The organism is Methylobacterium brachiatum, assembly GCF_900113845.1.
Classification (GTDB): domain Bacteria; phylum Pseudomonadota; class Alphaproteobacteria; order Rhizobiales; family Beijerinckiaceae; genus Methylobacterium; species Methylobacterium brachiatum.
On sequence record NZ_FOQW01000021.1, the window covers coordinates 67,030 to 85,571 of the forward strand.

Below are 18,542 nucleotides of genomic sequence, written 5' to 3' on the forward strand. Positions count from 1 at the left end.
ACGCAGACATGGACCTGACATGGACCTGATCCTCCAGCTCCTCTTCACCGGGATCGGCATCGGGTCGGTCTACGCCCTGGTCGCCCTAGGCTTCGTGCTGATCTTCCGCGCCACCAACGTCGTGAACTTCGCGCAGGGCGAGTTCTCGATGGTCGCGGCCTTCCTGATGGTGGTGTTCGCCGTCGACCTCGAATGGCCGTACTGGCTCTCGGTGCTGCTCACCATCGGCGGGATGGCCCTGCTCGGCGCCCTGTTCAATCTCGGCGTCTACTATCCCCTGCGCCACCGCACCTACCTGCCGGTGATCATCTCGACCATCGGCGCCTCGATCTTCCTGGCCAACACCACGCTCGCCCTCTACGGGCCGCAGCCGCAGGTCCTGCCGCCGGTCTTCGAGACGCAGGGCTTCCTGCTCGGGCCGGTCTTCCTCGACAGCCAGTACCTGCTGATCATCGCGGTGACCGCGGCGCTCGTGGCGTTCCAGTACTGGTTCTTCGAGCACACCCTGGTCGGCAAGAAGCTCCAGGCGACCTCGCAGGACAAGGAGATGGCCGCGCTGCTGGGCATCCCGGTCGCCGGCATGATCATGCTGACCTTCGTCTACAGCGCCGTGCTCGGCGGCATCGCCGGCATCCTGGTGGCGCCCGTCCTGTTCGTGTCGATCCAGATGGGCGCGACCATCGCGCTCAAGGCGTTTGCCGCGACGATCATCGGCGGGTTCGGCGACGTGACCGGCGCGATCATCGGCGGGCTGGCGCTCGGCATCATCGAGACCTTCGGGGCGGCCTACGTCTCGGTGCCGTACAAGGACGCCTTCGCCTTCATCGTCCTCGTGGCCTTCCTGGTCGTACGCCCGCAGGGGCTGTTCGGCGAGCGTGTTGCGGAGAAAGCATGAGCGCCGATCCGACGACGGCCAACCCGACCCTCCCGGCCGCCCCGGCCCGGCCGCTGCCCCTCGGCAGCCTCGCCTACGCGGCGCTCGCCGCGGCCGCGGTGGCGCTCGCCGCGACGACGCCGTTCAGCGGCTACGTCCTCAACATCCTGATGCAGGCCGCGACCTACGCGATCGCGGTGATCGGGCTCACGGTCGTGCTGGGGCTGTGCGGCCAGATCAACCTGGCCCAGGCCGCCTTCTTCGGCATCGGCGCCTACGCGGTCGGCCTCGGCACGGTCGATCACGGCCTGAATTTCTGGCTGTGCCTGCCGATCGGGCTGGCGCTGGCGGTCGTGCTCGGCGCGGTGCTCGGCGCCTCGACGCTGCGGCTCGGCGGCCACTACCTCGCCATGGTCACGATCTCGTTCCAGCAGATCCTCACCCTGGTCCTGACCAACTGGATCCCGGTCACCCACGGCCCGGACGGGGTGCCCAACATCCGCCGCCCCGCTTTGTTCGCGGACGGGCAGAGCTATCTCGCGCTGTGCGTGCTGGTCCTGGCGGTGGTCGGCTGGCTGGTCTGGCACCTGCCGCGGACCCGGCTCGGGCGCGCCATGCGGGCGGTGCGCGACAACGAGCTGGCCGCGGGCGTGAGCGGCATCGACGTCTACCGCACCAAGGTCGCGGCCTTCGCCATCGGGGCGCTGCTGGCGGGGCTGGGCGGCGGGCTGTTCGCCGGCAGCTTCACCTATATCAGCCCGGACCAGTTCTCCTTCGCCGAGTCGATCGTTTTCCTGACGATGGCGCTCCTCGGCGGCGTCGGCTCGCCGGTGGGCGCGGTGATCGGCACCGGCCTCCTGATCCTCATCCCCGAATGGCTGCGCTTCCTCAAGGAGATCCCGGGCCTGTACCTGGCGATCTACGGGCTCGCGGTGATCCTGATCGTCGTGTTCATGCCCGACGGCATCTGGGGGTTTTTGGGCGATCAGGTCCGCCGGCTGCGGCCGTCCAAGCCCGCGCCGCCGCCCGCCCCGGAGCTGACGCTGACCCAGGGGCGCGATGCCTCGGAAACGCTGCTCACCGTGTCCGGCCTGTCCAAGCATTTCGGCGGCCTCAAGGCCGTGGACGCGATCGATTTCACCGTCACCCGCGGCGGCATCCACGCGCTGATCGGCCCGAACGGCTCGGGCAAGACCACCACGCTCAACGTCCTGTCCGGCCTCTACACGCCGACCGGGGGCACGATGCGCCTCCAGGACCAGGACATCACCCGGTTTCCCCCGCACCGGCGCGCCGCGGTCGGGATCGGGCGCACGTTCCAGAACATCCGCCTGTTCCGCTCCATGAGTGCCCTGGAGAACGTGGTGATCGGCGCCGAGCGCCCGAACAACCCCCTCGGCGCGCGCGACCGGCCGGCGCTGGAGGCCCGCGCGCGCGCGGCCCTGGCCTTCGTCGGGCTCGAGGCGCGGGCGCAGGAGCCGATCTCCGGCTTCTCCTACGGGCACCAGCGGCTGATCGAGATCGCCCGGGCGCTCGCCGGCAACCCGACGCTGCTGCTCCTCGACGAGCCGGCCGCCGGGCTCAATTCCAGCGAGAAGAACGCCCTGACGGTGCTGCTGCGCCGGATGGCGGCCAAGGGCCTGACCATCCTGATCATCGACCACGACATGACCCTGGTCAGCGACGTGGCGAGCCACGTCACCGTCCTGAATTTCGGCCGGCGCATCGCCGACGGGGTCACCGCCTCCGTGCTGCGCGAGCCCGCGGTGATCGAGGCCTATCTCGGGGAGGACGCCGCGACCGGGCCGGGCGCGGGGCTCCAGACCGCGCTGAAGACCGACCTCAAGACCGACCTGGCCCCGGCCTGACCAGGATGAGCACCGCCGTGTCGAACCCGGTTCTGGAGATCCGCGACCTCACCGTCCGCTACGGCGAGATCGAGGCGGTGCGCGGGCTCTCGTTCGTGGTCGGCACCGGCGAGGTCGTGACCCTGCTGGGCTCCAACGGCGCCGGCAAGTCGACCACCCTCAAGGCGATCTCCGGCCTCGTGAAGCCGGCGGGCGGCAGCATCCTGCTCGACGGAGAGCCGCTCACCGGCTTGAAGCCGGAGGCGATCGTGCGCCGCGGCGTCGCCCACGTGCCCGAGGGCCGCCGGGTCTTCCCGGGGCTCACCGTGCGCGAGAACATCATGCTCGGCGCCTCGAATCGCCCCGGCATCCCCAAGCGCGTCCTGCGCGACGAGGTCGAGGCGATGTTCGAGCTGTTCCCGGACATCCGGCGCTTCGGCGACGCCCTCGGCTGGACCCTGTCGGGCGGCCAGCTCCAGATGGTGGCGCTCGCCCGCGGCCTGATGGCCAAGCCGCGCCTCCTGCTCCTCGACGAGCCGTCGCTGGGCCTCGCCCCGGTGATCGTCCAGGCGGTGTTCGCGATCATCGCGGAGGTGCGCCGGCGCGGCACGACGGTGCTGCTGGTCGAGCAGAACGCCCGCATGGGCCTGTCGGTCGCCGACCGCGGCTACGTGCTGGAGACCGGCCGCCTCGTCCTCGAAGGCGACCCGCAGGCGCTCTGGGCCAACGACGACATCCGCGCCGCCTATCTCGGAGGCCGCACAGCCCAGGGCAGCGCCGCCTGACGCCGCCGCACCCCGGAACCGCCCCGACCGCGCCCGGTTGCCCCTTCTGATCCCCGACGGTGCGGTGAGGCCTATCGTGCGCGACCGCAAGCCAGATTCCCGGCGCCGCCTGCTGCAGGCCGGAGGCGCCGTCGCGGCGAGCGCGGTGCTCGGAATCGGAAGCGCCGCCGGCGCGGAGACCGATCCTGCTGCGCCCGCCGAGACGCCGACGGGCCGCCGCTCGAAATCCCTCGATACCGAGTACTTCAAGGGCATGTACGCCACGGAATCGGATCCGTGGCGCTTCGCCTCCAGCCCCTACGAGCGCGACAAGTACGTCGCGACGCTGGCGGCGCTGCCGCGGGCCCGCTACGCATCGGGCCTCGAGGTGGGCTGCTCGATCGGCGTCTTCACGCACGAGCTCTGCCCCCGCTGCGACGTGCTGGTCGGGCTCGACGTGGTGCCGTCGGTCCTGGACGCCGCCCGGGCGCGCTGCGCCGATTGCCCGAATGCCCGCTTCGAACTCGCCGCCGTCCCAGGCGCCTGGCCGGAGGGCCGGTTCGACCTGATCGTGATCTCCGAGGTCGCCTATTATCTCGACCGCGCCGACCTCGCCCGGCTGGTCGCGCGGGTGAGGGGCGCGGTGCTCCCTGAGGCGGACATCGTGCTGGTCCACTGGCTCGGCGTCACCCACTATCCCCTGTCCGGCGATGAGGCGGCGGAGGGCTTCATCGCGGACGCGCAGGACTTCGCGCGGGTCCTGAAGCAGTCGCGGACCGCCGAGTACCGGCTCGACGTGCTGCGGGTGACCCGAGCCGATCCGAAGCCTGCTCCTTAAGCGGCGTGATCCTCAGCGCGGAGGGGCGCGGCGCGCCGTCCTCCGCCCCCACGCCGTCGCGACGCCGTACAGCACGAGCCCCGCCAGCATCAGGGCCAGGCCCGCAAGTGACTGGAGCGGCCGGACGGCGACGAGGTGGACCAGCATGAACAGCGTGACCGCCAGGAAGATCAGCGGCGTGATCGGGTAGCCCCAGGCCCGGAACGGCCGGGGCAGGTCGGGCCGCGTGATCCGGAGCTTGATCAGCCCGATCACGGTCAGGAACGAGCACAGGATCAGGCTGAACTGGATGAAGTCGAGCACCGCCTCGAAGCTCTGCGTGAACAGCAGGATCGTGGCGATACAGGCCTGGAGGAGAAGCGCGGCATTCGGCACGCCGCGCCCCGAGCGGCCCGCGAACAGGCGCAGCAGCGGCATGTCCTCGCCCATCGCCACGGTCACGCGCGGGCCGATCCACATCATCGCGCTGATCGTCGGGATCAGCCCGGCGCAGATCAGCGCGCCGACGATGCGCCCGCCCGCCTCCCCGAAGACGTGACGGCCGGCGATCAGCGCGACCTCGACCTGGCCGGCGAGGTCCGCCACGGGGGTCGTGTAGAGGAACACCGCGTTCAGCGCGACGGAGAGCGCGACGACGAGGCCGGTCCCGGCGACCAGCGCCCGCGGCAGGCTGCGCGGCGGGTCGGCGAGCTCGCCGACGATGTAGGTCGCGGCGTTCCAGCCCGAATAGGCGTACATCACGAAGACCAGGCTGATCGCGAAGCCGGCGCTGACGACCTGCGCCGGATCGAAGGCGGCGGGGGAGAAGCCGCCCCCCTGGCCGCCGCCGCGGGCGAAGCCCACCCCGATGAAGGCCGCGATCAGCGCGAGCTTGAGCAGCGTGAACCCGATCTGGAAGGCGCTGCTGTGGTGCGTCCCGCGCAGGTGCACGAGCGAGACGATCCAGATCGCCGCCAGGCCGAGCAGCAGCGGCGGGGCGCCGGGCAGGATCGCCTTGCCGTACTGGCCGAGCGCCATGGCGGCGAGCGCCACCGGCGCCGAGAACCCGACGGTGGCCGAGAGCCAGCCGGCCATGAACCCGACGGCCGGGCCGTAGATCCGCGTGAGGAGATTGTACTCGCCGCTGGAGCGGGGAAACATCGTGGCGAGCTCGGCGTAGCAGAGCGCCCCGCACAGGGCGACCACGCCGCCGACGAGCCACAGCAGCAGCACCGTGAACCCGGACGGGATGTCCGTCACCTGGAAGCCGAGGCTCGTGAAGACCCCGATGCCGATCATGTCGGACACCACGATCGACGTCGCCGCCAGGGTGGAGACGGCCGGGGCGGCTCGCGCGGCGCTCGATCTGTCGGTCATGACTCCTGTCCGCCATGGTCCGACACCGGAACGCGGCGCTCGACGGGAGCCCGGACGGTCTCGTCAGGGCAAGACTGTCATCGCGCCGATCGATCCCGGATGACGCGCAGTAATCGATATGGGCACCCGCCGGGGTGGCCGTTTGCCGCGTGCGGGGCGGCATTCGCCATCGGGCGGCCTAGCGGATGCCGCCGTCGCTGAGCCGGTACCAGGCGATGATCGCCGAGACGTAGAGGCGGTGGAACGCGTGCATCGGCAGCGGCGCGATCGGCGTCAGCGGCAGCGGCAGGCTGTCGGCGTCGCCGGTGGCGATGTACTGGGCGATCGCTCGCCCCATGGTGGATTGCAGGCCGACGCCGCGGCCCTGGCAGCCGATGTCGATCAGGAGCCCGGGGGCGGGCTCGTGGAGATGGGGCAGGTAATCCTGCGTGATCGCCACGCGGCCGCACCAGCGGTGGTCGAACGCGGTGCCGTCGAGCTGCGGGAACAGCTTGCCGACGATGCGCTCGAGATGCGCCCAGTCCCGGGGCGTGCGCGGCTCGCGGAACGGGCCGCGGCCGCCCATCAGCAGGCGGCCGGTATGGTCCAGGCGGAAATACAGGAGCAGCTTGCGCGTGTCCGAGGAGACCTGGCCCTCCGGCAGGATCGAGCGGCGCAGGTTGTCCGAGAGCGGCTTCGTGGCGACCTGGAAGGAGTTGGCCGCGATCACGGTCTGCGCCAGCCCCGGCCACAGGCCGCCGGTATAGCCGTTGGTGCACAGGACGACCCGCTCGGTCGAGAGCCGGGCGCCCTGCCCGGTGGTGACGGTCCAGGTCGATCCGCTGCGGGACAGGCCGGTGACAGGCGTTTGCCCATGGATCACGGCACCGGCCTTCAGCGCGGCGCGGGCGAGGCCGCGGGCGTAGCTCAGCGGCTGGATCGCGCCGCCGCGGCCGTCGAGCCAGCCGCCCAGGTACCGCTCCGTCCCGAGGAGCCGCGCGGTCTCGGATCGGTCGAGGACCCGGGTCGGCGCGCCGAGGCCGGCCCATTGCTCCGCCCGGCGCGCGACCTCGGCGAGCCCGGCCTCGGTATGGGCGCCCTGGATCCAGCCGGCGCGCCGGTGCGGCACGTCCATCGCGTGGCGGGCGATCAGGTCGAAGACCGTGTCGGCAGTGCTGCCGGCAAAGCGCGCGAGCCGCTCGCCGCGCTCGGGCCCGAACTTGGCGACGAGGTCGGCGGGATCGTATTTCAGCCCCGGGATGACCTGGCCGCCGTTGCGCCCGGACCCGCCGAAGCCGACCTCGCGGGCCTCCAGCACCACCGGCCGGATCCCGCGCTCGGCCAGGTGCAAGGCGGTCGAGAGGCCGCAGAAGCCGCCGCCGACGATGACGACGTCCGCCTGCCCGGATTCGGTCAGCGGCGGCGTCTCGGGTCCGGGCGGCGCGGTGGTGGCCCAGAGCGACGGCGCGAGGGGAAACGGTTCGGCCACGGGGATCCCTAGAGCGGATGCAGCACGCGCTGCAGGAAGTCCTGGGTGCGCGGGTGCTGCGGACGGTTGAGGATCTCGGCGGCCGGGCCCTGCTCGACCAGGCGTCCGCCGTCGAGGAACAGCACCCGGTCGGCGACCTCCCGGGCGAAGCCCATCTCGTGGGTCACGACCAGCATGGTCATGCCCTCGTCGGCCAGCCCGCGCATCACCCGCAGGACGTCGCCGACGAGTTCGGGATCGAGCGCCGAGGTCGGCTCGTCGAACAGGATCGCCTCGGGGCGCATCGCCAGGGCCCGCGCGATGGCGACGCGCTGCTGCTGGCCGCCCGACAGCTCGCTGGGCCGCGCATGCTCCTTGCCGGCGAGGCCGACCCGGGCGAGCAGCGCCCGCGCCCGCTCCTCGACCTCGGCGCGGGGCTCCCGCTTCACGTGGACCGGCCCCTCGACCACGTTCTCCAGGGCGGTGCGGTTGGCGAACAGGTTGAAGCGCTGGAACACCATCGAGACGCGGGTGCGGATCGTCTGGATGCTGCGCTTGTCCCGGTCGACGCGCTGGCCGTCGACCCGGATCTCGCCGCCGTCATAGGCTTCGAGCCCGTTGATGCAGCGGAGCAGGGTCGACTTGCCGGAGCCCGACGGCCCGATGATGCAGACCACCTCGCCCTTGGCGACCTCGGCCGAGACGCCCTTGATCACCTCGAGCGAGCCGTAATGCTTGCGCACATCCTGGAGGACGATCACCGGTGGCGCCCCTTCGCTTCGAGGTGGCGCACCAGGAGGATCAGCGGCAGGCTGAGCGCCAGGTACATCAGCGCCACCATCGTGTAGACGCTGGTGTTCTTGAAGGTCGAGGAGGCGATGAGCTTGCCCTGGAGCGCCAGCTCCGCGACCGTGATGGTCGAGGCCTGGGACGAATCCTTGAGCATCATGATCATGATGTTGCCGTAGGGCGGCAGCGCGATCTTGACCGCCTGGGGCAGGATCACCCGGCGCATGGTCATCCACCAGCCCATGCCGATCGAGAGCGCCGCCTCGACCTGCCCGCGATCCACCGCCTCGATGCCGGCCCGGAAGTTCTCGGCCTGGTAGGCCGAATAGGCGATCCCGAGCCCGATGATCGCCGCCTGGACCGCGGTGAGCGACAGGCCGAAATCCGGCAGCACGAAGTAGATGTAGAACAGCTGCACGATGATCGGGATGCCGCGCAGGATGTTGATCATCACCGCGCTGAAACCGGCCAGCACGGCGATGCCGGAGACCCGCAGCACCGCCCAGAACAGGCCGAGCAGGGTCGAGACCACCAGGGAGGCCAGGGTGATCAGGACCGTGAGCTGCACGCCCTGGAACAGGATCGGCAGATAATCCTGCGCGTCGGCGAGGAACTCGCGCATGAAGCTCAGGACCGGTCGGCGGAGGGCGGCAGACCCCACTTCGTCAGGATCTTCTCCAGCGTCCCGTCGGCCTTCAGCTTGGCCAGAGCCGCGTCGATCTTGGCGAGCAGGGCGGTGTCGGCCTTGCGCACGCTGATCCCCACCGCGGCGACCACGCTCGGCTTGAGGCTCTCGACCAGCCGGACGCCGGGAAACATCCCCTGCTTGACGTAGTAGGCCAGGATCGGCGCGTCGGCGAAGCCGGCCTTGAGCCGCCCGGAATTCACGTCGCGGATGATGTCCGGGATCGCGTCGTAGATCTTCACCTCGGCGAACAGGCCGGACTTCTTCAGCGGCTCGACGAAGGCGGTGCCGACCTGGGCGCCCACGGTCTCGCCCTTGAGGTCGGCGAAGGAGGTGTAGTCCTTCGTGTCGGCCTTCGGGACGATCAGCCCCTCGCCGTAGCTGTAGACCGGCGCCGAGAAGGCCACGACCTCCTTGCGCTGGGGGGTGATGAACATCGCCGCCGAGATGATGTCGATCTTCGAGGCGGTGAGCGCCGGGATCAGCGTCGAGAATTGCAGCGGTTCCACCGCGACGGCGAAGCCGGCCTCCTTGCCAACCGCGTTCACGAGGTCGACCATGACCCCCTGGATCGTGTTGGTCTTGGTGTCGAGGAAGGTGAAGGGCAGGCCGGTGGGCGTCGCGCCGACCCGCAGGGGCGGCTCGGCCCGGGCCGGGCCGGGGATCAACAGGGCGAGGCTCAGGCACAGGCTCGGAAGCAGGCGTCTCATGGCGCGGATCCTCGACACTGGCATAGCGCGGCGTTGCGCTATCGCTCTTCTGTTTTCATATCTGTGAAGATTACCGCACGGTTCGCGGCTCGACGCAAGGTGATTTCACGTGCATGAAGATGCCCCGGAGTCTCCAGGATGACGCTGCGGTGAGCAGGCCCAAAGTCGAACCGACAGGCGCCGATCCGGTGGACCGGGCCGTGGGCCAAAGGCTGCGGGCCCTGCGCCAGGAGCGGCGCCTGTCGCTCGAGAAGGTCGCGGCCAGCACCGGGCTGTCGATCGGCTTCATCAGCCAGGTGGAGCGCGGCCTGTCCTCGCCGTCGCTGCGCGTCCTGGCCCTGCTCGCCGACACGCTCCAGACCGGGATCGGCGGCCTGTTCGAGGGGGCCCCGTCCGAGAAGGATCCCGACCCGATCGTGGTGTTCGAGCGGGACCGGGCCGAGCTCAAGCTCTGGCGCGCCGGGATCACCAAGCAGCTGCTGACGCCCGCCGGGGGGCCGCAGAGCCTCAGCCTGTTCCACATGGTGCTCGAGCCGAAGGCCAGCACCGGCGACGAGCTGTTCAGCCACGACGGCGAGGAGGCCGGCCTGGTGCTGGAGGGGCGCCTGACCCTGGTCGTCGAGGCCCGCACGCTGGAACTCGCGGCCGGCGACAGCTTCCGCTTCGCCAGCCATCGGCCGCACCGGTTCGCCAATCCCGACGGCCGGGCGCGCGCCGTCGTCCTGTGGGTCAACGCGTTGGCGGGGGAGCGACCGGCCGGTCCGTGAGCGCCGGCGGCTGAGGCCAGCCCCGGGGAGTCGCATCGCCCCTTCACGCTTCCGGTTGCACCGGCAATAACGGTTTCCCGCGTGCGGGACCTCCACGGCCCGCCCGAACCGATCCCCTCCGCCGCCTTCGGGCGGCCCTCGCCGACGGACACGACCCATGAGCGACACCCAGGACCGGACCGCGCTGGTGACGGGGGCGGCCCGCGGCATCGGGCTCGCCGCCGCGACCCGGTTCCTCGCGGAGGGATGGCGGGTCGCCCTGCTCGACATCGACGGGCCGGGCGTGGACGCCGCCGCCGCCGGGCTCGGCCGGCCCGACGCGGTGCTGGCGATCACCGCAGACGTCTCCGACCCGGAGGCGGTGGCGGGCGCGATGCGGCAGGTCGCCGACCGGTTCGGCCGCCTCGACGCGCTGGTCAACAATGCCGGGATCGCGATCTTCAAGCCGATGATGGAGACCACCTTCGCGGATTGGTCGCGGGTTCTGGCCGTGAACCTGTCGGGGCCGTTCCTGTGCACGCAGGCGGCCGTGCCGCTGCTCGCCGCGCGCGGCGGCGCGATCGTGAACATCACCTCGATCTCGGGCCTGCGCGCCTCGACGCTGCGGACGGCCTACGGCACCAGCAAGGCGGCTTTGGCGCAGCTCACCAAGCAGCAGGCCGTCGAGCTGGCGCAGTTCGGCATCCGGGTGAACGCGGTCGCCCCAGGCCCGGTGGACACCGCGATGGCCAAGGCGGTCCACAGCCCCGAGATCCGCGCCGACTACCACGACGCCGTGCCCCTCGGGCGCTACGGCCTGGAGACCGAGCTCGCGGAGGCGATCGTGTTCCTGTGCTCCGAGCGGGCCTCCTTCGTCACCGGCCAGCAGCTCGCCGTGGATGGCGGCTTCGAGGCCACCGGCATCGGCCTGAAGACCCTGCGCGGCGCGCGGCGGGACTGAGCGCCGCTCAACCCTGCGCCCCGGACGGCGCCCCCCGCCCCGCGGCGCCCGGACGCAGATCCGCGATCGTCGCCCGGGCGGTGTCGAGGGCGATGGCGACGGCCGACATCGTCGCGGCGTCCGGCGCCCGCTCGCGGGCGTAGCGGACGGCGTCGGCGGCCAGGCGGTCTACCTCGCGGGCCAGCCCGGCAAGCGCCGCCGGGTCCCGGGCGGCCCGGGCCTGCTCGGCGATCTCCAGGAGCCGCTCCACGATCTCGTCGACGTGCTCCCGGCGCAGGCCGGCCAGGCGCTGCCGGATCCAGGCCAGGACCGAGACCAGGCCGCCGGCCAGCGCGCCGAGCAGGTAGAGGGTGTCGCCGTAGCGCTCGACGAAGCCGTGCTGCTCGCGCTCGTAATAGTCGAGCGCGCCCGGATGGATCGGGATCCGGGCGCTGGTCGCCGCAACCGTGGTCTCGTAGGACGGGGCCTGGACGTAGTCGGCCGCTTCCGTGGCGTGGCCGGCTTCCGTGCGCTTCTCGAACAGCTGCTGCGTCATGTCGGCCGCCACGGCGCGGCTCAGGGAGGCGCGGGCCATCAGGCGGTACGAGGCGCCCACCGTCTTCACGTCGTCGGCCGGCAGCTTCGGCCGGCCGCCGAACAGGCCGCCCGGGATTGCCACCGCCTGGAGCTTGGGGAAGCGCTCGATCACGGCGTCGTCGTCCTCGACGGCGACGAACTCGACCTTGCCGCCGCGCGCCACCGAGCGGACCGCGGCGACGAGGTCCAGGGCCTTGGGGGCGGAAGGAGCGATGATGCTGATGAAGGCGTCGATCCGCTTCTCGCGCAGCGCCCCGGCCACCGCGTCCTCGGCCACCGGCACCAGCACGACCGCCCGGTCGCCGGGTCCGCCCCCCGCCCCCGGCTCCAGGCTCAGCCCGTAATAGCCGAGGAGGCTCTTGAGCAGCCAGATATCGGCGTCCCGGTGCGCGCCGATGCCGAGCCGCTTGCCGGCCAGGTGCGGGAAATCCTTGATGCCGGCCTGCTCGGGGGAGGCGATGATCATCGCCTGGTCGCGCAGGATCGCCAGGGTCAGCCCGTTGGTCGGCAGCAGCACGTCCGGCCGGACGACAGCCAGATCGGCGCGCCCGTCCTGCAGGGCGGCGGCGCTCTCGCGTACGTCGTCGAAGGCGAGGATCTTGAGACGCAGGCCGGTGCTGCCCGAATCCAGGGCGTCCGCGTAGGCCTTGATCAGGCCGGGCTCGGTCCCGTCCCGGGGGGCGACCGCGACGGTCAGCACGGTCGCCTGCAGCAGGTACCAGGCGGCCAGAGCCGCCGTGCCGAGGATCGCGACCGCCCCGGCCAGCAGGGTCTCGCGGCGCAGCAGCCAGGACAGGTCGGTCGGCATCGGCCCCTCGGTTGGTCGCGTCCGCGCCGCCGGCCGGCGCGGCTTGAAAGGCGCCTAAAGCGCCATCCCGGGGACCGGTTCGGGCGCGGCCTGGACCGGGGGCTCGACGGAAAAATACGCCATCGGCTCCCGTCGGCCGCGCAGGGGCTCGCGGCTGACCTCCCGCCACAGGGCTTTCGCCGAGCCGGCGGCGCGCCGGACGGCGTCCGAGGCCAGGATCGGGACGCCGTGGGCCTTGGTCGCCTGCTCCAGGCGGGCCGCGACGTTCACCGTGTCGCCCAGGACGGTGAACTCGTAGCGCGCCTCCTCGCCGATGATCCCGCTGAACACCTCGCCGCAATGGAGGCCGACGCCGATCCGCACCGCGGCTTCGTGCTCGCCCTTGAGGTTCCAGCGGGCGATGACCTCGACCAGGTCCCGGGCGAAGGCCACCGCCCGGGCGGCGTCGTCGGCGCGCGCCTCGGGCAGGCCGAACACCACCAGGGCGCCGTCGCCGATGAACTTGTCGACGACGCCGTTGTGCAGCCGGGCCATGCGCATCACCCGCCGCCGGAACGCGGACAGGAAGGCCGAGAGCTGCTGCGGGTCGAGGCGCTCGGCCAGGGCGGTGGAGCCGCGCATGTCGACGAAGGCGATGACCGCCTGCTGCCGCCGGCCCGCCCGCAGGCTGCCGTCGTCGTCGGCCAGGCGCGCGACCAGCTCCCGCGGCAGGAAACGCGACAGCCGGCGCCGCCGCCCGGCCTCGCGCATGGCCGAGACCGCGAACAGAATCAGCACCAGGACGAGCCCGGCGAGGGCCGCCCAGATCAGCAGCGCGATCCGGGACACCGCCGCCTGGCGCCGCTCCATCTGGGCCGCCTCCTGGGCCTCCATCCGGCGCACGACCGTGCGGATCTCGTCCATCAGGCGGCGCCCCCTGCCCTCGCGGACGAGGGTCCGGCTCGCCTCGGGATCGCCGCCCCGGTGCAGGTCGATCGTGGTGCCGAGCTCGCCGAGCTTCTCCCGGATCAGCAGGATCAGGCCGTCGAGCTCGGCGCGCTGGCTGTCGTCGTCCCGGAGCAGGTCGTGCAGCCGGGCGATCTCGCCGTTGACCTTGGAGCGGCCGGCCCGGAACGGCTGCAGGAAGTCTTCGTCCCCGGTCAGCAGGTAGCCGCGCTGCCCGGTCTCGGCGTCCTGGACCGCCGACAGCACGCGCCCGAGGCGGCCCTCCACCGCCAGGGCGTGGCGCACGGCCTCGCTGCCGCGCTGCTGGTAGACCGAGGCGCCCACCGCGATGCCCAGCATCGCCAGGATCACGGCGAGGCCGGCGATCATCCGGTCGACGGTCTTCGAGCGCCCGGGCAGCTGCGCGATCACCTGGAGGGCGCGCCGCGCGGTCACGCCGAAACCGCGCAGGACGGGGCCGCGCAGGACGGGGCCGTCCACGCGCCGGCGATCCCGCGGGCCGGGGCCGCTGGCCGTAGGGGCTCGCGCATGGTCGCGCTCCGCGCCGCGGGCACGGCGATCTCCTGTCTCGAGGGGGGCGGCGGACGATCCGGACCGGGCCGACGGGTGGAACCGCCAGCACAAAAGACGGCCCCGGCGATGGTTCCCGCTCCCTCGGGCCAACATCACGGCGGACGGGGGTTTTCGGCCCGTGCTGCCGCAATCGTGATCCGGGCGGGCCGCCCCCTCCCCGGCCGTTAGAGGCCGAACATGCTCTGGGTCGGGGCGTGCAGCGTGAAGGCGTGGCCCTCGTCGATCCAGCCGGTGCCGGCGTGGCCCTGCTCGATATAGGTGATCTCCGCGGCGCTCGACGCATAGTAGTGGCGGCCGCTCTCGGTGTTGACGAACCGCTCGATGTTCATCGCGGCCCATCCGGCGGCGGACGGATCCGTGTAAGCCTCGAAGGCGACGCCCTCGTAGCGGTAGCCCGAACCGGAGCCGATCAGGCCGTCCCGTTCCGCCGCGCTGGCCGTGTAGAAATGGTCGCCCGTCGCCGCGTTGGTGAAGTGGAACACGTCCGTGGTGCCGTCCGACCCGGTGGGGGCGGCCCAGCCGACCCCCTGATACGCGTAGGCCGATGGCGACGTCTTCAGCGCGTCCCGCTCCGCCGTGCTGGCGGTGTAGAGGTGCTGGCCGGTGGACGGGTCGTAGAAGTGGAAGACCGGCTCCAGGGGGGCGCTCGCGTTCGGGTTGGCCTGGTAGGCGCGCAGGTAGTCGATGTTCATCTGGGCCGGGAACGGCGTCGTCGCGTCGGCATCCCCCGGCCACGTGCCGCCGACCGCCAGGTTGGCGATCATGTACATCGGCTTGTCCAGGCCGGTCGGGGTGGGCGTGCGGAAGACCTCCCGGCTGTCGAAGTAGAAGGCCAGGCTGTCGGGCCCCCAATCGACCCCGTAGGTGTGGAAGCCGTCGCTCATGTCGGCGACCTGGGTCGAGGCCTGGGCCAGGGTGTGGTCGCCGGCGGTCTGGCCGGGTTCCAGGCTGTGCACGCTGGTGTAGAGCCTGCCGGGCTCGTGCCCGAGCATCTCCATCACGTCGATCTCGGGCGGCCAGGACCCGTCCTTGGCGAGCAGCCAGAAGGCCGGCCACATCCCCTGCCCGGCCGGCAGCTCGGCCCGCATCTCGAAGTAGCCGTAGGTCTGGCTGAAGCTGTGGGACGTGTTGATCATCCCGGACGTGTAGGGCTGGCCGCCGAGATCCGGCAGCAGCGCCGGGTCCGAGGGCGCGGCCGTGATGGTCAGGACGCCGTTCTGGACGCTGAACGGGTTCGGCAGCGCCGCGCCGCCCCCGCCGACGCCATGGTCGGCCCGGAGGTACCATTCCTGCTCCTGGTTGAACGGCCGCGTCCCGGTGGCCGTGACGTAGCTGCCCCATTGCGGCCCGCCCGCCGTGTCGAGGCCCGCGGTTCCGTTCCAGAGCTGGAACGTGTCGAACTCGGCGCTGTAGGTCAGGGTCGCGGTCTGCGCGAGGTTCTTGGGGTCGATCGGCATCGTGGCTGGCCCGTCGGTTCCGCCGAGTTCTGCAGGAACAAGCCCTGTATACAATCAGGAGTTGCAAAAGTCCTGCCGAACGGCCCCGGACGGCCCTACTTCTCGCGAAACGCCCGGCGGGCCTGATCGACCAGGGGCTTGGTGAGGTAGGACAGCACCGTCCGGTCGGCGGTCCGGATGAAGGCCTCCACGGGCATGCCGGGCATCAGCTTGGCGCCGTCGAGGCGGCCGAGCTCGTCCTTGGTCACCCCCAGGCGCACCAGGTAGTAGAAGCTGCCGGTCCGCTTGTCCTCGCTGACATCGGCCGCGATCCGGGTGACGCGGCCGTTGAGTTCCGGCGTGGTCCGCTGGTCGAAGCTCGGGAAGCGCAGGCCCGCGGCCTGGCCGGTCTGCAGCCGGTCGATGTCCTGGGGGGCGACCCGGACCTCGGCCACTAGGGAATCGGCGTTCGGCACGATCAGCATGATCGGCTCGCCCGGGGCGATCACGCCGCCGCGGGTATGGACCGCGAGCTCGTGGACGTAGCCGGTCTGCGGCGCGCGGATCTCGATCCGCTGCAGCTGGTCGAAGGCGGCGATCCGCTGCTCGGTCAGGGTCGCGGCCTTGGCGCGGTTCTCGGCCAGCTCCTTGGCGACGTCGCTGCGCAGGTTCTGCTCGAGCTGGATGATCTGCAGCTCGGTCTCCGAGACCTTGCCCTTGGCCTGGGCGATGTTGGCCACCAGGACCCCGCGCTCGCCCTTGAGCCGGGACATGTCCCGCTGCAGGCTGGTGAGCCGGGTCAGCTGGATCAGGTTCTTCCGCCAGAGATCCTCGACGCCCTCGTATTCCCGGCCGATGATCGCGGTCTCCTGCTCCTTGGCGGCAGCCTGCTCGACCAGGCCCTTGATCTCCTCGCGCAGCTGGCCGATCCGCTCGCGCAGCTGCGCCTTCTGGCCCTGGAGCGCGTCGCGGCGGAAGCGGAACAGCTTGCGCTCGCCGTCGACGATCCGGGCGACGTCGGGCCCGGCCCCGGCCAGCTCGGCCGGGAAGGCGGGCTCGTCGCGGCCGTCGCGCTCGGCCTCCAGGCGGGCGTTGCGGGCGGCGATCTCCCACAGGCTCTTGGTGACGCTGTCGTAGGTGGCCCGGGTGGTGGTGGCGTCGAGCCGGACCAGCAGGTCGCCGGCCTGGACGCGGGCGCCCTCCTGGATCGGCAGTTCGGCGACCACGCCGCCGGTCGGGTGCTGGACCTTCTTGATGTTGCTCTCGACCACCAGGGAGCCGGTGGCGATGATCGCCCCGGACAGCTCGGTGGCGGCGGTCCAGGCGCCGGTGCCGGTGGCCAGCACGATCACCGCGGCGACGCCGACGACGTGCCGCCGGAGCGAGCGCCGGGTCTCGCGGGTCGGGTCGTCGGTGGCCTGGTTCCGCGTCATGCGACCCTCGTGGGTGTCTGCCGGGTCAGGGCGCCGAGCTGCGCCAGGACCTCGTCGCGGGGCCCGTGCAGCCGCACGCGGCCCTCGCCCAGGACCAGGATGCGGTCGACCGCGGCCAGCGCGCTCGGCCGGTGGGCGATCACCACCACGATGCCGCCCCGGGCGCGCACGCCCTGCACGGCGGCCGACAGGGCGCGGTCGCCGTCGACGTCGAGGTTGGAATTGGGCTCGTCGAGCACCACCAGGAACGGGTCGCCGTAGAGCGCCCGGGCCAGCGCGATCCGCTGGCGCTGGCCGCCCGACAGGCCGAGCCCGCCGGCGCCGACCCGGGCGTCGTAGCCGCCGGGCAGGCGCAGCACGACCTCGTGGACCCCCGCCGCCTTGGCGGCCGATTGCAGGGCCTCCGGGTCGGGGGCCGGGTCGAACCGGGTGATGTTCTCCGCGATGGTGCCGTCGAACATCTCGATGTCCTGCGGCAGGTAGCCGACGGCGCGCCCGAGGGCGTCGGGATCCCACTGGTCGATCGCCGCGCCGTCGAGGCGGATCACCCCGCGGACCGGTCGGGCCAGGCCGACCAGCGCCCGGGCGAAGGTGGACTTGCCCGAGCCGCTGGCCCCGATCACCCCGAGCGCGCTGCCGGGGGCGAGGGCGACATTGACGTCGTGCAGGCTCAGGCTGTCGGTCCCGGGGGCGGCGATCGACAGGGCGGTCACCCGCACGCTCTCCCGGGGCGCCGGCAGGGGCGTCAGGGCCTCCGGCTCCCGCCCGGGCAGGAACGCCACGAGCCGGCTCCAGGCCTGCCGGGCGGCCGAGAACGACTTCCAGTTGGCGATGGCGAGATCCACCGGGGCCAGCGCCCGGGCCGACAGGATCGTGGCGGCCAGCATCACCCCGGCGGTAGCCTCCTCGCGCACCACCAGGTAGGCGCCGAGCCCCAGGATCCCGGATTGCAGCACCGTGCGCAGCAGGCGGGCCACCGCGCCGAAGCCGATGGCGAGGTCGTTGCCGGAGGTGGCGACGTCGAGGTTCTTGCGGGTCCGGACCTGCCAGAGGTCGGCTACCCGCGCGCGCATGCCCAGCGCGCAGAGCAGCGGCGCCGTCCGGTGCGCCATGTCGGTGAAGGCGCGGCGCTCGCCGGCGACCCGCACGCTCTCCCGGGTGGTCTCGGCGGAGGCCCAGTCGGTCAGGACCGTCAGCACGCACAGGAACAGGGCGCCCCCCGCGATCGCGGCCCCGAGCCAGGGATGGAACAGGAAGCAGACCGCGATGTAGAGCGGCACCCAGGGCAGGTCGAAGAAGGCGGTGAGCGCCAGGCTCGACACGAAGCCCCGCACGGTGTCGAGGTCGCGCAGCGCCTGGGGGCCGTCGTCGCCGCGGGGCGTCTCGGAGCCGCGCGCCAGCAGGGTCCGGAAGATCCGCGGGCCGAGGCGCTCGTCCACGAGGCGGCCGAACCGCGACAGGATCCGGGCGCGGAACACCTCGAACACGCTCTGGATCAGGAACAGCATCAGGGCGATGCCGGCGAGCCCGACCAGGGTGGCGATACTCCGGCTCGGCAGGACCCGGTCGTAGACCTGGAGCATGAAGATCGGGGCGGTCAGCATCAGCAGGTTGATCAAGCCGCTGACGATCATCACGGTGATCAGGGCGGTGCGCCCGGCCCGGATCGCGGCCCAGAATTCCCGCCGCTTGGCAGCACGCAACACGCGTTCGTCGGTCACAGGACTTTCCCCCGGCGGCTCGGCGCCCTCACA

The 18,542-nt window shown here is 71.9% G+C and carries 16 protein-coding genes; 6 read left to right on the forward strand and 10 right to left on the reverse strand.

All coding sequences use genetic code 11. The features are described from left to right. The first annotated feature begins 19 nt into the window (after positions 1 to 19). The 4 genes from BMZ47_RS23565 (at position 20) to BMZ47_RS23580 (ending at position 4,323) form a co-directional block, all read left to right on the forward strand. Complete coding sequence (locus BMZ47_RS23565) at positions 20 to 895, forward strand: branched-chain amino acid ABC transporter permease (protein ID WP_007562633.1); 876 nt, start codon at positions 20 to 22, stop codon at positions 893 to 895. Further along, entirely contained in the window at positions 892 to 2,742 is a 1,851-nt protein-coding gene (locus tag BMZ47_RS23570; protein WP_091864447.1) for a branched-chain amino acid ABC transporter ATP-binding protein/permease, read from the forward strand. The genes BMZ47_RS23565 and BMZ47_RS23570 overlap by 4 nt, the downstream gene beginning before the upstream one ends. 5 nt (positions 2,743 to 2,747) lie before the next feature. Further along, complete coding sequence (locus BMZ47_RS23575; protein ID WP_091864448.1) at positions 2,748 to 3,506, forward strand: ABC transporter ATP-binding protein; 759 nt, start codon at positions 2,748 to 2,750, stop codon at positions 3,504 to 3,506. 76 nt (positions 3,507 to 3,582) lie between these two features. Next, entirely contained in the window at positions 3,583 to 4,323 is a 741-nt protein-coding gene (locus BMZ47_RS23580) for an SAM-dependent methyltransferase (protein WP_244536920.1), read from the forward strand. Between the two features lie 12 nt (positions 4,324 to 4,335). On the opposite strand, the gene BMZ47_RS23585 is transcribed toward BMZ47_RS23580, so the two are convergent. The 5 genes from BMZ47_RS23585 to BMZ47_RS23605 all read right to left on the reverse strand — a co-directional run bounded on the left by BMZ47_RS23585 (position 4,336) and on the right by BMZ47_RS23605 (position 9,310). Further along, entirely contained in the window at positions 4,336 to 5,679 is a 1,344-nt protein-coding gene (locus tag BMZ47_RS23585; RefSeq protein WP_091864449.1) for an APC family permease, read from the reverse strand. Between the two features lie 178 nt (positions 5,680 to 5,857). After that, on the reverse strand, positions 5,858 to 7,147 hold the full coding sequence (locus BMZ47_RS23590; RefSeq protein WP_091864450.1) for an NAD(P)/FAD-dependent oxidoreductase: 1,290 nt from the start codon (positions 7,145 to 7,147) through the stop codon (positions 5,858 to 5,860). Between the two features lie 8 nt (positions 7,148 to 7,155). Continuing rightward, positions 7,156 to 7,887 (reverse strand): amino acid ABC transporter ATP-binding protein, encoded by a 732-nt coding sequence (locus BMZ47_RS23595; RefSeq protein ID WP_007562627.1) that lies wholly within the window; start codon positions 7,885 to 7,887, stop codon positions 7,156 to 7,158. Further along, positions 7,884 to 8,537 carry an amino acid ABC transporter permease gene (locus BMZ47_RS23600; protein WP_007562626.1) on the reverse strand — a complete coding sequence of 218 codons (654 nt, stop codon included), beginning with the start codon at positions 8,535 to 8,537 and terminating at the stop codon, positions 7,884 to 7,886. The genes BMZ47_RS23595 and BMZ47_RS23600 overlap by 4 nt, the downstream gene beginning before the upstream one ends. A gap of 5 nt (positions 8,538 to 8,542) precedes the next feature. Further along, complete coding sequence (locus BMZ47_RS23605; protein WP_007562625.1) at positions 8,543 to 9,310, reverse strand: ABC transporter substrate-binding protein; 768 nt, start codon at positions 9,308 to 9,310, stop codon at positions 8,543 to 8,545. Between the two features lie 188 nt (positions 9,311 to 9,498). Here BMZ47_RS23605 and BMZ47_RS23610 point away from each other — a divergent pair, with 188 nt between their 5' ends. Continuing rightward, a complete protein-coding gene (locus BMZ47_RS23610) occupies positions 9,499 to 10,077 on the forward strand; it encodes a cupin domain-containing protein (RefSeq protein WP_091864451.1) in 579 nt (192 codons plus the stop codon). Positions 10,078 to 10,234: 157 nt separating this feature from the next. Beyond that, a complete protein-coding gene (locus BMZ47_RS23615; protein WP_007562623.1) occupies positions 10,235 to 11,017 on the forward strand; it encodes an SDR family NAD(P)-dependent oxidoreductase in 783 nt (260 codons plus the stop codon). Positions 11,018 to 11,024: 7 nt separating this feature from the next. Here the strand turns inward: BMZ47_RS23615 and BMZ47_RS23620 are convergent, their stop codons facing one another. The 5 genes from BMZ47_RS23620 to BMZ47_RS23640 all read right to left on the reverse strand — a co-directional run bounded on the left by BMZ47_RS23620 (position 11,025) and on the right by BMZ47_RS23640 (position 18,509). Then, positions 11,025 to 12,401 carry a TAXI family TRAP transporter solute-binding subunit gene (locus BMZ47_RS23620; protein ID WP_091864452.1) on the reverse strand — a complete coding sequence of 459 codons (1,377 nt, stop codon included), beginning with the start codon at positions 12,399 to 12,401 and terminating at the stop codon, positions 11,025 to 11,027. Positions 12,402 to 12,455: 54 nt separating this feature from the next. Beyond that, a complete protein-coding gene (locus tag BMZ47_RS23625; RefSeq protein ID WP_244536922.1) occupies positions 12,456 to 13,826 on the reverse strand; it encodes a CHASE3 domain-containing protein in 1,371 nt (456 codons plus the stop codon). A 257-nt stretch (positions 13,827 to 14,083) separates the two neighbouring features. Beyond that, positions 14,084 to 15,376 carry a family 16 glycosylhydrolase gene (locus BMZ47_RS23630; protein WP_091864453.1) on the reverse strand — a complete coding sequence of 431 codons (1,293 nt, stop codon included), beginning with the start codon at positions 15,374 to 15,376 and terminating at the stop codon, positions 14,084 to 14,086. A gap of 95 nt (positions 15,377 to 15,471) precedes the next feature. Further along, a complete protein-coding gene (locus BMZ47_RS23635) occupies positions 15,472 to 16,788 on the reverse strand; it encodes an HlyD family type I secretion periplasmic adaptor subunit (RefSeq protein WP_007562619.1) in 1,317 nt (438 codons plus the stop codon). Beyond that, positions 16,785 to 18,509, reverse strand: a complete 1,725-nt coding sequence (locus BMZ47_RS23640) for a type I secretion system permease/ATPase (RefSeq protein ID WP_091864454.1) — start codon at positions 18,507 to 18,509, stop codon at positions 16,785 to 16,787. The genes BMZ47_RS23635 and BMZ47_RS23640 overlap by 4 nt, the downstream gene beginning before the upstream one ends. Between the last annotated feature and the right edge of the window lie 33 nt (positions 18,510 to 18,542).